Here is a 12,825-nt window from a genome sequence, read left to right on the forward strand (position 1 = left end):
GCCCTGCAGCCGAACTCTCTATATCAGCATGATCTCCACGCAAACGCGTTGCGTTTGTCGCGAGGGAAAACCGGTTCCCACTTTTCCGGATCACGCTCAGCGCAGCAGATATGTCACAGCCAGCGGCACCAGCAGCGAGGTGACCAGCGCATTCAGGCTCATCGCGATCCCGGCGAAGACGCCGGCGACCTCGTCGACTTGGAAGGCGCGCGCGGTGCCGATGCCATGGGCGGCGATGCCCGCCGCAAAGCCACGGGCACGGAAGTCCGTGATGCCGGTGAAGTTCATCAGGGGCGTGACGATGATCGCCCCCATGATGCCGGTGAGGATCACCGACACCGCGGTCAGCGAGGGATCGGCATGCAGGGATTCGCTGATGCCCATCGCGACGCCGGCGGTGACCGATTTCGGCGCCAGCGACAGGATGACGTCGCGCGGCAGCCCGAACGCCTGCGCCAGCAGCACCACCGAGACGATCGCCGTCAGCGAGCCGATCGCGAGCGCAACCAGCATCGGCAGGATCGCCGCCGCGACCCGCCGGCGATTCTCGTAGAGCGGCACCGCGAGCGCCACCGTCGCCGGCCCGAGCAGGAAGTGCACGAACTGCGCACCGGCAAAATAGGTGGTGTAGGAGGTCCCGGTCAGCAGCAGGAATACGCCGATGATCCACACCGAATGCAGCACGGGATTGGCGAGCGGGTGCCGCCTCGTCTTCAGCGACACCGCGTCGGCCGCCGCATAGGTCAACAGCGTCACCGTCAGCCAGAGCAGCGGCGACTGCGAGAGATAGACCCAGAGCGAGAACGAATTGTCGTTCACGGCCTCTCCTCCTCGCTCGAAAGCAGGCTGCTCGCCGCAACGAAGGTCGCAACCGTCGCCAGCAGGGTGACGATGACGGACACCGCGAGGATCACTAGGACCGCGATACCGTGCTCGGCGAGCAGATCGAGCTTCTGCACCACGCCGACGCCGGCCGGAATGAACAGCAGCGAGAGATTGGCAAGCATGCCGCGGCTCGCGCTCTCGACGCCGTCATCGCCGAGCGGCCCGCGCGCCAGCGCCGGAAAGCGGTCGCGCGCCAACAGCAGCAACAGCAGCAGCACGAGGCCAACCACCGGGCCCGGCACCGGTACCGCCAGCGCGCGCACGGCGACCTCGCCGACCAGCTGGCAGAGCAGGATCAGGCTGAGGCTGGCGATCATGGCAGGAAGCTCACGCGAGACATCCGCCTATCAGGTCGGTGTGGCGGGACCTTGTCAATGCGTGGGTCTTGGATGCATGCGCAGATCTTGGGCGCCGCCGCCTTCAAATCCGTCACACTTTCTCAGACCGTCATCCCCGCTTGTCGTCCCTGCGAAAGCAGGGACCCATAACCACCGCGCTCGGTGATGACCGGGATCGTGGCCCCAGCCAGCGCAACAATTGAGATTCGGGGTATTGGGTCCTGGCTTTCGCCAGGACGACACGGGGTGTGTGGCGCGGCCTGCATCCACAATCGTCGTCCCTGCGAAAGCAACACGCGCTTCGACCAGCTCCGTCCTCCCGAGGTGTGTGCCTTGCGCCGCAAGGCTCGCACCTCAGGGTGACGGGGAGAGAGTTAGCCTTCTACGACTCCCGCCGTGCCAGCGCCATCAGCGTGCCGCTCATGGTCGCGACCAACGTCTCGGCGCCGTCCTGGATCGCATAGGCGCGGCCGTCGCAGACGGTCAGCGTGCGGCCGGGCTTGACCACGACGCCGCGGAACACGAACCGCTCGCCGCGCGCCGGCGCCAGCAGGTTGGTCTTGAACTCCACGGTGAGGATGTCGGAGCCTTCGGGCATCAGCGTGAAGGCGGCGATGCCGCAGGCATTGTCGAGGCCCGCGGTGATGATTCCGGCATGCACGAAGCCGTTCTGCTGGCAGAATTCCGGCGCGTAGGGCATCGCGAGATCGACCTCGCCGGGCTCCATCCGCGCGATTGAGATACCAAGCGTCTGCATCGCGCGCTGGCGTGCGAATGTATCGGTCGCGACCGCACGGTAATCGGGATTCTTCGGCTCGAAGCGGGGCATGGCGGTTACGCGATTGCGGGCTCGGACGGCACAAGATGCGGCATCGCCGCGTAGCGGATCGCCGGCGCAAACGGCGTCGATCTGCGCGCGGCACGGTCGATATGCACGGCCGCGATCTCGCAGGTCGCTGCGATCTCGCCGGTCTCCGCATTGCGCATCTCGTGCAGGATACGGATCGACTTGTCGCGGAACTCGACCAGCCGGCTCTTGACCTCGACGAGGTCGCCGGCGAGCAGCTCGCGCTTGTAGGAGATGTTCTGCTGCACGGCGGCCATGCCGCGGCCGGACTCGCGCAGATAGCTCGGCGTCAGGCCGAGCCGCGCGAACATGTTCCAGCTCGCCTCGTCGAATTTGCCGACATACCACATGACGTTCATGTGGCCGATATGGTCGCAGTGCCAGGGATAGACCGTGCCGCGATAGGTCGCCTCGCCCTCCATCGGATCCCTCCTTCGATTTTTGATACGGTAGCGTATCAGGGACGAAGCAGGCTAGCAATACGGTACCGTATCAAAGCATGATCCGGAAAAGTGCGAAGCGGTTTTCCCTCGCGACAAACGCAACGCGTTTGCGCGGAGATCATGCACAAACAAGCGATTAATGCGCGATGACGATCCCATCGCGCATTATGGATGCGCGGAGATCGCATGACTGAAAGCAAAGGCGACGTCTGGGTCGCGGCCGGCTTCGCCGAACTCGCGCATAGCGGCGTCGACGGCGTGCGGGTCGAGGTACTGGCGAAGAATCTCGGCGTCACCAAGGGCGGCTTCTACCGCCGCTTCAGGGATCGCGCCGCGCTGCTCGAGGCCATGCTGACGCGCTGGCGCGACGGCCGCATCGCATCGATCGAGAAGCACACCGCGCTCGACGGCGCCAGCGCGCGCGAGCGGCTGAAGGCGATCATCACGCTGTATTCGGAGCGCATGAACACCGAGGCGATGGCGGTCGAGCTCGCGATCCGGCAATGGGCGCGCACCGATGAGGCCGCTGCCGCCGCCGCCGCGAGCGTCGATGCCGCGCGGCTGAAGAATGTCGCCCAGCTCTATCGCGCCACCGGGCTGCCGACTGAAGAGGCCGATGCGCAGGCCTTCCTGTTCTACTGCTTCATCTTCGGCCAGAGCCTGCTGTTTCTCGAGCGCGGCCCGCGCAAGCGCGCGCAATTGCTGGCGCAGTCGGCGGACAAGCTGCTGACGGAAAACCCGTAGAGAGAGTTGCAGCCAATAGAGCCGGTGTAAACGGAAAGCGGCCGGCTTACGCCGGCCGCTCGCCAAACTCGGTCGGCTCGCTCAGGCGCCCTTCAGGCGCTTGTTGCATTCGCTGTAATAGCCGCCGCCCTTCTGGATCCACTTCAGGCCGCCATTGCCGCCGGTGGCCTTGTTGGCGTTGTACTGGTCGACGCAGGTGTGCATGCGTCCCTTGCCTTCGGACTCCTTGGCGTATTTGGGATCGATGGCGTTCGGAAATACGGCGGGTCCTGCCGGCGCCGCCGGTGCCGCGGCGGGCGCCTGCTTGGCTTCCTTCGGCGCGGCCGGAGCGGGCGCGGCGGCTGCCGGCGGCGGAGCGGCGGGCGCCGCAGCCGGGGTCGCGTCGGCTCCGCACTGCGCCTTGCGGAAATCATTCCACTTCTGGCCGCCGAGGGTGCCGGCCGACTTGGCCGCCTGGTACTTGGCGCTGCATTCCTGCGCGGTCAGGGCCTGCGCCGGCGCGCTCGCCGCAAAGGCTGCAAAGCCCGACACCGCAAGCACGCACAACAATCTGGTCTGAATGGTCATCCCTGGTCTCCCGTCATCCCTGGTTTCCCGTTGGTTTCCCGTGGGGAGCATTGGCGTAAGACCATTATCCTAGCTCAACCCCGACTTGCGACAACGCGCCAGCGCGCCTGTGCGTTAAAATATTGTGGCGGCGGGACCGCTGCATGTTCATCCACGGTTCAGCATCGTCGCGCGACGTTTCGGCCCTCTTTACCTCACGAGGTGCCCCATGAAGACGATTTCCACGCTCGCGTCCGCAACCGCCCTGGCCTCCCTGCTGCTGATGGGCGGAGCTTTCGCGCAAACGGCCGCGCCCGCCGCCAAGGACGCCGCTCCGAAGGCCGAGACCAAGGCGCCGGCCGAGAAGAAGCCGCGCACCGCCCAGTCGCTGGAATGCTCGAAGGAAGCCGACGCCAAGGGGCTGCACGGCAAGGAGCGCAAGAAATTCCGCTCCGAGTGCAAGAAGGAGAAGTCGGACGGCGCCGCCGCTGCGCCCGCGGCGACGAAGTAACGTCCGGACAGGCTTGATGCGATTCGCTCTCCCCATCGGGGAGGGCAATCGCAAATGCGCTCGATCGCTCGACGAACCCGTGATGCCCGGCCTTATGCCGGGCATCATGGGTGTTGGCTGGCACGTGGAAAAGACGTGGATGGCCGGGACACCTGCGCGAACACGCGCTTCGCGCTTCTGCCCGGTCATGACGAGTTTGTGGCGACACTGATCGCAATCCCCGGCGCGTTTCGAAGGGTGAAAAATCCGTGCGCCGGGCGAGCCGCGGCGCAATGCTGCAATCGCGAGATGCATTTGTCGCGTTCACGCGAATTTGCCATAAGGCGGCGTGACCCTGATCCGCGCTTCGATGGCAACGGCCATTCCCGACCGCAGCAAAGTCCTGAACGGGCTCGAGACCCTCGTCATCGGCACCGTCGGCGGCTTGCTGTTTCTGTGGGCAGAATTGCCGGGCGGCCTGATCTCGGGGGCGATGGTCGCGGTCGGGATCGCCGCATTGGCCGGACGGCCGCTCGCGGTGCCGGCGGTGCTGACGCAATCGGTGCTGCTGTTGCTCGGCATCTCCCTCGGCTCGCTGATGTCGCAGCAATTGCTGCAGCACATGAGCTCCTATCCGCTCACCATCGGCCTGCTGGCCCTGGCGACGTTCTGCTCGACCTTCGGCTCGAGCCTCTATCTGCAACGCATCCATGGCTGGGACCAGACCTCGGCTTTCCTTGCCGGCAGCCCGGGCGCGCTGTCGCAGATCACGATCCTCGCCGCGGAAAAGGGCGCCGACGTCGCGGCGATCGCGGTGGTGCAGACCATGCGCGTGATCATCTTGACCGCGGCGCTGCCGCTGGTGCTGGCGCTGACCGGGGTGACGCATGCAGCGCCGCCGCCATTGCCAACCTCAGTCGCCTCGCCGTTCGGCCTCGTCGCGCTGGTCGCCTTATCGATCGGCGTCTCGCTGCTGCTGCGCTGGATCAAATTCCCCGCCAGCTGGATGTTCGGCGCGATGCTCGCCTCCAGCCTGCTGCACGGCTCCGGGCTGGTCGATGGCGGCCTGCCGCCCTGGCTCCGCAACGTCGCGCTGGTCGGCATCGGCGCCATCATCGGCACCCGCTTCGCGCGGATGAAGACCTCGACGCTGCTCAGTCACGTCAATGCCGGGCTCGGCTCGTTTGCGATTGCCATCCTGATCTCGGCCGTGTTCGTCGCGGTGATCGGCTTCACCACCCATGTGCGGCTCGCGGACGTCGTGGTCGCCTTCGCGCCGGGCGCGATGGACGCGATGCTGGCGCTGGCGTTGACGCTGCACATCGACCCGATCTTCGTCGGCGCGCATCATCTGTCGCGCTTCCTGTTCGTCACCATCTCGACGCCGGGCATCATCCATCTGTTCGGCCGGCCGCAGGACGACGTCGACGATTAGGCCCCCTTTGTCCCGTCATCCTGAGAGCCTGACTGAAAAATGGGTGAGTGATCTCAGTGGGGTGTGATTCCATCGGATTTGCAAAGATTCGAGGGAGAGCACGATGCCCTGGACCAAGATCACTCGGGAGCAATATCGGCGGGACGATCTGCGTTATGCAAGCGATATGACCGATGCGGAGTGGGCGGTGATCAGACGCCTGTTGCCGCGAGCGAACCGGCGCGGCCGGCCGCGTAAGACGGAGCTGCGTCGTGTGATCGAAGCGATCCTCTATATCGTTTCGACCGGCTGCCAGTGGCGGGCGTTGCCGCAGGAGTTCCCGCCCTATTCGACGGTGCAGGGCTATTTTTATAGATGCAGGCCGGTGGCAGAGGATTGTCAGCGTGCTTGTCCGACGGGCGCGAAAAAAGCTTGGACGGACACCGAAGCCGACGGCAGCCGTGATCGACAGTCAAAGTGCGCCAACCACGCAAGCTGGCGGACCGCGCGGCTACGATGCAGGCAAGCGCATCTACGGCCGCAAGCGGCACATCGTGACGGATACCAATGGCCTCCTCCTTGGGGTTCATGTTCATCCGGCCAACGTTCAGGACTGCCATGGCGCCGTACCGCTGCTGAAGAACGTGCGGATGAACTTCCCCCGGCTGCGCCACGTCTTTGCCGACCGGATCTACCGCGGAAATCAACTCCTCGACGCGCTCTCAGACTGCGGTCCATGGACTGTCGAGATCGTCGAGCGGCCTCAAGGCGTCAAAGGCTTCCAGCTTCTGCCGAGGCGGTGGGTGGTTGAACGCACATTCGCTTGGTTCGGCAGATGCCGCCGCCTCGCCAAGGACTTCGAGGCGACGGTGGCAACCGAAGCTGCCTGGCTGCTGATTGCACACATCAGGCTCCTGACCCGCAGACTCGCGGCTGCAGCTAAGGTTGGGTGATTTATGAGTCAGACTCTGAGGAGCGCCACCGGGTCCGCGCGAAGCGCGGCCCGATGACAGGCTCCGCGCGTCTCGAAGGATGAACGGCCCGGCTGGTGCCCGTCCATGCTTCGAGAGGGCCGCTTCGCGGCCTCCTCCAGCGGCAAAGGCGAAGCCTTTGCGCGGGCATGACGGATAACGGGAAAACCGTACGGCCCGACCTCAGGCCCTCGCGGCCTTCATCACGCCCCAACCGGCGATCGCGGCCATCACGAGCGAGATCAGCGCGTTGTAGCCGGCGAGCGAAATGCCGAGGAAGCGCCACTGCACCTCGTCGCAGCGCACCACCTTGACCTTGTCGAGCTGGTCCAGCAGCGAGCCGGCCTTGCCGAAATCCACCATCGGGCCGGTGCAATCGGTCGGCCCCGGCCAGAACCCCCATTCGACACCGGCGTGATAGGTGCCGAGCCCGGCATTGGCGAGCGCGGCGAGGCCGAGGATCACAAGGCCCGCGAGCAGCACCGGACGCGGCGCGTCGCGGGCGGCCGCGAGCGCCACCACGGCGCCGAGCGGCACCGCGAGGTAATAGGCATAGCGCTGCTCGAGGCAGAGCGGACAGGGCATGATCTCCAGCACGAGCTGGAAGAACCAGGCGCCGGCCAGGGTCGCCGCCGCGATCACGGCAATCGCCAGCGCCGAGGTCAGCGCCGGATTGCCGGCGGCGGAAGCATGCGACGGATGGGCGGTGGCAATCGTCACGTCGGTCCTCCTGCGAGCATCGTTCGGGAGGGTCATGGGCCCTGCTCCAAGGTCGTCGATTGCGGTCGTATCGCGTGAAAATACCGCTGTCGAGGCGCGGGACAATCACATCCGCGCGGGTTGACCGTGACGGCCACCGTCCGCCGCGGTCAGATCGCGTTCAGTCGGTGATGCATGGGAACGCGCAGGCCCCACTGGGTCATCGCCGCCTGCAGCTCATCGGAAAAGAAAAGGCTCGGATTGAGCAGCCTGCGTTCATGTACGTCATCGAGATCGACGAACCGGACAATACCGTTACGCTCGCGCCTCCGTCTCGAAGTAGGTTGCCGCAGCCGCGGCCAGGCTTGGGGACGGTGGCAGCGGCTGCCGCCGCCGGGCAAACTCTTCCGTGACTGCCATACGGACGGCAACGGCCTTGCGTCGTCCTCGGGGTCACGCCCACCGGAAATTCCGCTGCCGGGGCGCGGGACATCCCGCCCGTGCGGGTTGACCATGACGGGCCGCCCGCTATAGTCCGCCGCGCTTCGCGACCCCGGCCTTCCCGGCCGGGACCGTTGCGAATGCCCCTGTGGCGGAACTGGTAGACGCGCTCGACTCAAAATCGAGTTCCGCAAGGAGTGCTGGTTCGATTCCGGCCAGGGGCACCAACTGGGCTGTTCGCATCCATTCGCAAGCGTTCGCAGCCGTCCGCGCGGCGCTTCAAACCCTTGAAAAATAGGCACTTCTGCATAACTCGGTGATCGTCACCGTTTGTTCTCATCCGATCCCAGCCGTTCGATTTGTTGGTATTTCTGTTGGTATCGGGAGAACAGACGTTCACGGCGACTTCCGTTATTCCAAACTAGGAAATTGAGCAGATGGCCCGCAAGAGCGACGGCGCGCACGCAAATCCAAAGCAGATCAGGACTGACGTTGACTGCCGAGCTGCCCGCCCGAAATTCGGCGGGGACGCGTGGTAGCGCGCTCCGCGCCGCTTCATCTCGGCCTCAGCATTATAGGGCATGTATTTCGCAACTCCGGCCAGCACTTCTTCGCGCCACGAAAAACCGGTGATGCGCTTGCCGGCGACCAGCAGCTTGCCATCCGAGAGTTTTGTGTTGAGCAGGCCGCAATAGCCGTGGCAGACGGCGGAGACGATGCCGCCACGCTCCCAGATGACGCGAGTGATCTCTTGCAGCCCTTCGCTGTCCGGAAAATCCCACATGACTGCGTGACCGCCGGTGAAATAGATCACATCGTAATCCGCTGGGTCGATCTCATCAGGCCGCGCCGTCGCCGACAGAAGCGCCATGCGGCTCTTGTTCGCCAGCCACGCCTTTGCCGAGGCGTCCAGGAGCGGCCATTTGAGCGCGCGAGGTTCGAGCGGAGACGATCCGCCCTTCGGGCTCACGATCCTCTGTTCGTAACCTTTTTCCGCGAAGACATCGAAGGCGTGCGTCAGTTCGGACAGCCACAACCCGGTCGGGTGCGACCGATCGTCATAGTAGGCGACGTTGCTGACGACATGGAGAACACGCCTACTCATTGTTGCAATACCTTCGAAAAGCCCGAAGAAAGGAGCGCGCCGGAGATAGTCCGGCGCGCGTCATTCATCCACGGATGAACGCGAGAAGATCGGCGTTGATCACATCTGCGTTGACCGTGAGCATCCCGTGCGAGAAACCGGGATAAATGATCAATTTGCTGTTTTGCAGCAGCTTGTCCTGCATGAGCGCTGCCGCCTTGTAGGGGACCACCTGGTCGTCGTCGCCCTGCATCACGAGAGTCGGGACGGTGATCGCCTTCAAATCCGCGGTCTGGTCGGTTTCCGAGAACGCCTTGATGCCTTCGTAGTGAGCCTTCGCGCTTCCCATCATGCCTTGCCGCCACCAGTTCTCGATGCCCCCCTGCGAGGGCTTGGCGCCCGGCCGGTTATATCCGTAGAAGGGACCGGCGGGCACATCGAGGAAGAACTGAGCGCGGTTGGCGGCAAGCGCCGCGCGGAAACCATCGAACACGGCGATTGGCGTCCCCTCGGGATTCGCGTCGGTTTTGACCATCAGGGGTGGCACTGAGCTGACCAGCACCGCCTTGGCGACGCGCCCTTGTGGTTGGCCATGCTGCGCAACATAGCGCGCAACCTGCCCGCCACCTGTCGAGTGGCCGATATGGATGGCGTTTCGAAGATCAAGATGCTCGGCGACCGCCGACGCATCGGCGGCATAGTGGTCCATGTCGTGGCCTTCGCTGACCTGGCTTGACCGTCCATGGCCGCGCCGGTCGTGCGCGACGACGCGAAAACCCTGCTTGAGAAAGAACAGCATCTGGTTGTCCCAGTCGTCGGCGCTGAGCGGCCAGCCGTGGTGGAAATGGATAGGCTGCGCGTCCTTTGGCCCCCAATCCTTGTAAAAGATGTCGGTCCCGTCCTTTGTTTTAACAAATGCCATGACGACTTCTCCTTTGTTGACAGGCCCAATCCGGTGATGTCGCTTTCAAATCGCGGGCAGAGCGTTCAATGAACGCGGCAGGTACAAGACCATCTGCGCGTCTTTGACGACATCGAACCGCAAGATGGTGCCCACGCCTAACCCGTTCAGCAACTGGCTGATCGGACCGCCGGCGCGCGACAGTTTAACATCGCGCGGAAACAGCGTCTGTGCGAGTTCGATAGGGTTGGTAACAAACTGTGTCTGCCGCCACTCGCCATCCACCAGCCCGATCGACGTGTTAGTTGAGAGGCGCGACTGCGATGTTATCCGGCGAAGCGTCGGCAGTGGTGCGGTCAACGTCACGTCCGATTTTCCGTCGGTCGCTGCGATGCTGGCCGTGATGCCGTTCGACGAGACATCAAGCCTTATATCGGTCAGCCATTTCGGTAGTTGATAGCCATAGACTCCGCGCACGCGGGCGATCTCGGTATCTACCGGCAACGCCAGCACATGCGCGAAGAAGCTCTGCCGCCGTATCGAGTCGAGCAGTTCCAGCACGTGTGGTCCACGCGCGCCTGGCCGGCGGATGACGATGGCGACCGATACCTCGTTATAAGGATCGTTGTCACAGACCGCGTAGGAGAAGAAAGTGAGCGCTACGAGTCCGTATCCGGGCAGCGCATGCAGCGGCTCAAGCGGCGACGGCAACATCGAACGCAGCTTCTTGAGCGGCGCGAGCATCAAAGCCTGCACGTTGCTGGTGCGGTAGTAGAAGTTGGGCGCCCACGTCGGGCCGATCCGCGACGGAACCATCACTTTCGGGATGCGCCGGAAGAAATCGATATTGCCGGCGGTTGGATCTTTTGCCACCTCGTCGAGCTCGGGATTGGAGCGAAAGCGGTCATAGTAGCCGCCTTTCGGCACCATGACCTTGTGACCGGCGAACTCGACTTCCGTTAGGTCTTTAGCCATGAACGATGACTTTCGTCGATAAGCGAGGCCGGCGGACGGCCCATGGTATGCCGCTCGTCCCGCCAGCGGACGGGATGGTAACGTTGAAGTCCAGTTTAAGCTCAAGCATTAATTGCGGTTCCCTCCGCTGGTTGCGATCCCGGCGATCTGCCATCAAGCCGCCGCCTTTCGTTCCGTCACCCAGCGGCGATATTGGCGCGCGCTGCGCTTTGCCTGCATCTGCGAGGTAAGCAACGCCCAGACCGGCGATACGTTAGGCGCGCTGCGCCGGTTTCGGCTAAGGCGGACTAACTGGTAGCGGACGGCGGCCATATACGCCGAAGACGCGACCGGCTTGTTCTTCCAGGTGATCGGCTTGAGCTTTGGAGCGTCCGATTTGCCGAGCCGCCAGTTGTGCGGCAGGTTCGGCTCGATCGCGAGTGCGGTCGCGATTCCTGCCATGGCCACCCCACTCTTGATCACGTTTTCCGCCACTTCACGGCGCCGGATGCCGCCCGTGACCATCAACGGCATCGTTGCGACCGCGGCGATCTCGCGCGCGAATTCGAGAAAATAGGCTTCGCGCGCCAGTGTGCGTTCGTCGCGCGCCGAGCCTATCATGGCAGGCGCCTCGTAGCTGCCGCCCGATAGCTCCACGAGATCGACGCCGAGCGGCGCAAGCATCGCAACCACGGCCTGAGCATCCTCCGGCGAGAAGCCACCGCGTTGGAAGTCGGCCGAATTCAACTTGACCGACACCGCAAAGCCAGACGACACCGTCGCCCGCACGCCGCGCACGATATCGAGCAGCAAGCGTGCGCGATTCTCCAGATTGCCGCCCCATTGATCCGTGCGGTGGTTCGCGAGCGGCGACAGGAACTGGCTCAGCAAATAGCCATGCGCCGCGTGGATCTCGACACCGGTGAAGCCCGCGCGTTCCGCGAGGGCTGCGGTGGCCACGAAGCGGCGTTCCACCTCGGCAATGTCGGCCGCTGTCATCGCACGCGGCATCGGGAAGACCTTGGACTGCGCGCCAAGGTCGAGCGGAATCGCGGATGGCGCCAACGTCTCCTGTCCGAGTCCCGCCGGCATCTGGCGGCCGGGATGATTGATCTGCATCCAGACCTGGCCGCCGCCCGAGCGTGCGGTGTTCGCCCACGTCTTGAAGCGATCGAGGAAGCGATCGTCCTCCAGCACGACCCCGGCCGGACCGGTCATCGCGCGCGCATCGACCATCACATTGCCGGTGATGATCAGGCCCGACCCGCCCGCGGCCCAGGCCTGGTACAGGCGGATCAGTTCGGCCGATGGCGCATGATCGGCATCGGCCATGTTCTCTTCCATCGCCGCCTTGGCGACGCGGTTCGGGATCACGGCGCCACTAGGCAGCGCCAGTGGGGAAAACAGCGACATTATGGATCTCCAGCAGAAAGTTAGACAGACCATAACCTTTGAGTTAAGTTGAAGGTCAACCCTTTTTCGAGGATTGTTCGCGATGAATATCGGGGAACTGGCGAAGCGAACCGGGCTGACCAACTCGCGGATCCGCTTCTATGAGCGCGCCGGGCTTTTGAAGACGGTCGAACGGCTGCCGAACGGCTATCGGACCTATCCTCCGGAGGCGGTGCTGATGCTCGAATTGATCACAACTGCGCAGAACGCTGGATTCAGCCTCGACGAAATTCGTTCGCTGCTGCCGTCCGATCTCGAGCAGTGGGATCATCCTGTGCTAATCGACACACTCCGTCGCAAGGTGGCGGATATCGGGAGATTGGAGGCGCGGCTCGCGCAGAGCAAGGAGCAACTGGTTGCGCTTATCAAGGACATCGAAGCGAGGCCTGACGACATCGACTGCGCTGCCAACGCACGGCGGGTGCTGTCGCAATTGCTAGGCAAGGAGATGGAGAGACCAACAGTGACGGTCGGTGACGTGAAGCTTTTCGGCAAAACAAGGCGTCGTCGACGTCCCAGAGCCGGCTAAATGCACTGGAATCATCATCGACCGCGCGGGCGGCGATGTGCGCCTTTTTGAACTGAGCTAACATCGTTGGCTGTTGGCCCATCGCGA

The 12,825-nt window shown here is 64.0% G+C and carries 14 protein-coding genes, 1 tRNA gene and 2 pseudogenes; 6 read left to right on the forward strand and 11 right to left on the reverse strand.

The window, feature by feature from the left end; genetic code table 11:
* Window positions 1-96 precede the first annotated feature (96 nt).
* The 4 genes from J2R80_RS01085 to J2R80_RS01100 form a co-directional block, all read right to left on the reverse strand.
* Window positions 97-819: an LrgB family protein gene (locus J2R80_RS01085; RefSeq protein ID WP_057016186.1), complete on the reverse strand. Its 723-nt coding sequence runs from the start codon at window positions 817-819 to the stop codon at window positions 97-99.
* A complete protein-coding gene (locus J2R80_RS01090) occupies window positions 816-1,202 on the reverse strand; it encodes a CidA/LrgA family protein (RefSeq protein ID WP_057016185.1) in 387 nt (128 codons plus the stop codon). Before J2R80_RS01090 ends, J2R80_RS01085 begins: the two co-directional genes overlap by 4 nt.
* A gap of 403 nt (window positions 1,203-1,605) precedes the next feature.
* A complete protein-coding gene (locus tag J2R80_RS01095; protein ID WP_076824994.1) occupies window positions 1,606-2,052 on the reverse strand; it encodes a PaaI family thioesterase in 447 nt (148 codons plus the stop codon).
* A gap of 5 nt (window positions 2,053-2,057) precedes the next feature.
* Window positions 2,058-2,492, reverse strand: a complete 435-nt coding sequence (locus tag J2R80_RS01100) for a thioesterase family protein (RefSeq protein WP_057016296.1) — start codon at window positions 2,490-2,492, stop codon at window positions 2,058-2,060.
* A 207-nt stretch (window positions 2,493-2,699) separates the two neighbouring features.
* Here J2R80_RS01100 and J2R80_RS01105 point away from each other — a divergent pair, with 207 nt between their 5' ends.
* Window positions 2,700-3,257, forward strand: a complete 558-nt coding sequence (locus J2R80_RS01105; protein WP_028342569.1) for a TetR/AcrR family transcriptional regulator — start codon at window positions 2,700-2,702, stop codon at window positions 3,255-3,257.
* An 81-nt stretch (window positions 3,258-3,338) separates the two neighbouring features.
* On the opposite strand, the gene J2R80_RS01110 is transcribed toward J2R80_RS01105, so the two are convergent.
* Window positions 3,339-3,824: a hypothetical protein gene (locus J2R80_RS01110; RefSeq protein ID WP_076824984.1), complete on the reverse strand. Its 486-nt coding sequence runs from the start codon at window positions 3,822-3,824 to the stop codon at window positions 3,339-3,341.
* A 208-nt stretch (window positions 3,825-4,032) separates the two neighbouring features.
* Between J2R80_RS01110 and J2R80_RS01115 the strand changes: the two genes are divergently transcribed.
* The 3 genes and pseudogenes from J2R80_RS01115 to J2R80_RS01125 all read left to right on the forward strand — a co-directional run bounded on the left by J2R80_RS01115 (window position 4,033) and on the right by J2R80_RS01125 (window position 6,660).
* A complete protein-coding gene (locus J2R80_RS01115) occupies window positions 4,033-4,314 on the forward strand; it encodes a PsiF family protein (protein ID WP_076824983.1) in 282 nt (93 codons plus the stop codon).
* A gap of 328 nt (window positions 4,315-4,642) precedes the next feature.
* A complete protein-coding gene (locus tag J2R80_RS01120) occupies window positions 4,643-5,728 on the forward strand; it encodes an AbrB family transcriptional regulator (protein WP_141343460.1) in 1,086 nt (361 codons plus the stop codon).
* Window positions 5,729-5,831: 103 nt separating this feature from the next.
* A pseudogene (locus J2R80_RS01125) lies at window positions 5,832-6,660 on the forward strand (IS5 family transposase).
* A gap of 201 nt (window positions 6,661-6,861) precedes the next feature.
* Here J2R80_RS01125 and J2R80_RS01130 read toward each other — a convergent pair.
* Together J2R80_RS01130 and J2R80_RS01135 are read right to left on the reverse strand one after the other, a co-directional pair.
* A complete protein-coding gene (locus tag J2R80_RS01130) occupies window positions 6,862-7,434 on the reverse strand; it encodes a disulfide bond formation protein B (protein WP_076824981.1) in 573 nt (190 codons plus the stop codon).
* 113 nt (window positions 7,435-7,547) lie between these two features.
* On the reverse strand, window positions 7,548-7,892 hold the full coding sequence (locus tag J2R80_RS01135) for a hypothetical protein (protein WP_158074160.1): 345 nt from the start codon (window positions 7,890-7,892) through the stop codon (window positions 7,548-7,550).
* 68 nt (window positions 7,893-7,960) lie between these two features.
* Between J2R80_RS01135 and J2R80_RS01140 the strand changes: the two genes are divergently transcribed.
* Window positions 7,961-8,045 (forward strand) — tRNA-Leu (locus J2R80_RS01140).
* Window positions 8,046-8,353: 308 nt separating this feature from the next.
* Here the strand turns inward: J2R80_RS01140 and J2R80_RS01145 are convergent.
* The 4 genes and pseudogenes from J2R80_RS01145 to J2R80_RS01160 all read right to left on the reverse strand — a co-directional run.
* A pseudogene (locus J2R80_RS01145) lies at window positions 8,354-8,923 on the reverse strand (type 1 glutamine amidotransferase domain-containing protein); the annotation flags it as partial.
* Between the two features lie 64 nt (window positions 8,924-8,987).
* Window positions 8,988-9,824 (reverse strand): alpha/beta fold hydrolase, encoded by an 837-nt coding sequence (locus J2R80_RS01150; RefSeq protein WP_076824979.1) that lies wholly within the window; start codon window positions 9,822-9,824, stop codon window positions 8,988-8,990.
* A 45-nt stretch (window positions 9,825-9,869) separates the two neighbouring features.
* Complete coding sequence (locus J2R80_RS01155) at window positions 9,870-10,778, reverse strand: acetoacetate decarboxylase family protein (protein ID WP_076824978.1); 909 nt, start codon at window positions 10,776-10,778, stop codon at window positions 9,870-9,872.
* Window positions 10,779-10,931: 153 nt separating this feature from the next.
* Window positions 10,932-12,170: an NADH:flavin oxidoreductase/NADH oxidase family protein gene (locus J2R80_RS01160; RefSeq protein ID WP_253588163.1), complete on the reverse strand. Its 1,239-nt coding sequence runs from the start codon at window positions 12,168-12,170 to the stop codon at window positions 10,932-10,934.
* 82 nt (window positions 12,171-12,252) lie between these two features.
* Here J2R80_RS01160 and J2R80_RS01165 point away from each other — a divergent pair, with 82 nt between their 5' ends.
* Window positions 12,253-12,738, forward strand: a complete 486-nt coding sequence (locus J2R80_RS01165; protein WP_076824976.1) for a MerR family transcriptional regulator — start codon at window positions 12,253-12,255, stop codon at window positions 12,736-12,738.
* The last annotated feature ends 87 nt before the right edge of the window (window positions 12,739-12,825 follow it).

This window comes from Bradyrhizobium sp. USDA 4541, assembly GCF_024171085.1.
GTDB lineage: Bacteria > Pseudomonadota > Alphaproteobacteria > Rhizobiales > Xanthobacteraceae > Bradyrhizobium > Bradyrhizobium australafricanum.

Coding starts and splice junctions, on each gene's coding strand:
- J2R80_RS01090 (WP_057016185.1), bottom strand. CDS start 1,202: ATGATCGCCAGCCTCAGCCTGATCCTGCTCTGCCAGCTGGTCGGCGAG.
- J2R80_RS01095 (WP_076824994.1), bottom strand. CDS start 2,052: ATGCCCCGCTTCGAGCCGAAGAATCCCGATTACCGTGCGGTCGCGACC.
- J2R80_RS01100 (WP_057016296.1), bottom strand. CDS start 2,492: ATGGAGGGCGAGGCGACCTATCGCGGCACGGTCTATCCCTGGCACTGC.
- J2R80_RS01105 (WP_028342569.1), top strand. CDS start 2,700: ATGACTGAAAGCAAAGGCGACGTCTGGGTCGCGGCCGGCTTCGCCGAA.
- J2R80_RS01110 (WP_076824984.1), bottom strand. CDS start 3,824: ATGACCATTCAGACCAGATTGTTGTGCGTGCTTGCGGTGTCGGGCTTT.
- J2R80_RS01115 (WP_076824983.1), top strand. CDS start 4,033: ATGAAGACGATTTCCACGCTCGCGTCCGCAACCGCCCTGGCCTCCCTG.
- J2R80_RS01130 (WP_076824981.1), bottom strand. CDS start 7,434: ATGACCCTCCCGAACGATGCTCGCAGGAGGACCGACGTGACGATTGCC.
- J2R80_RS01135 (WP_158074160.1), bottom strand. CDS start 7,892: ATGGTCAACCCGCACGGGCGGGATGTCCCGCGCCCCGGCAGCGGAATT.
- J2R80_RS01150 (WP_076824979.1), bottom strand. CDS start 9,824: ATGGCATTTGTTAAAACAAAGGACGGGACCGACATCTTTTACAAGGAT.
- J2R80_RS01155 (WP_076824978.1), bottom strand. CDS start 10,778: ATGGCTAAAGACCTAACGGAAGTCGAGTTCGCCGGTCACAAGGTCATG.
- J2R80_RS01160 (WP_253588163.1), bottom strand. CDS start 12,170: ATGTCGCTGTTTTCCCCACTGGCGCTGCCTAGTGGCGCCGTGATCCCG.
- J2R80_RS01165 (WP_076824976.1), top strand. CDS start 12,253: ATGAATATCGGGGAACTGGCGAAGCGAACCGGGCTGACCAACTCGCGG.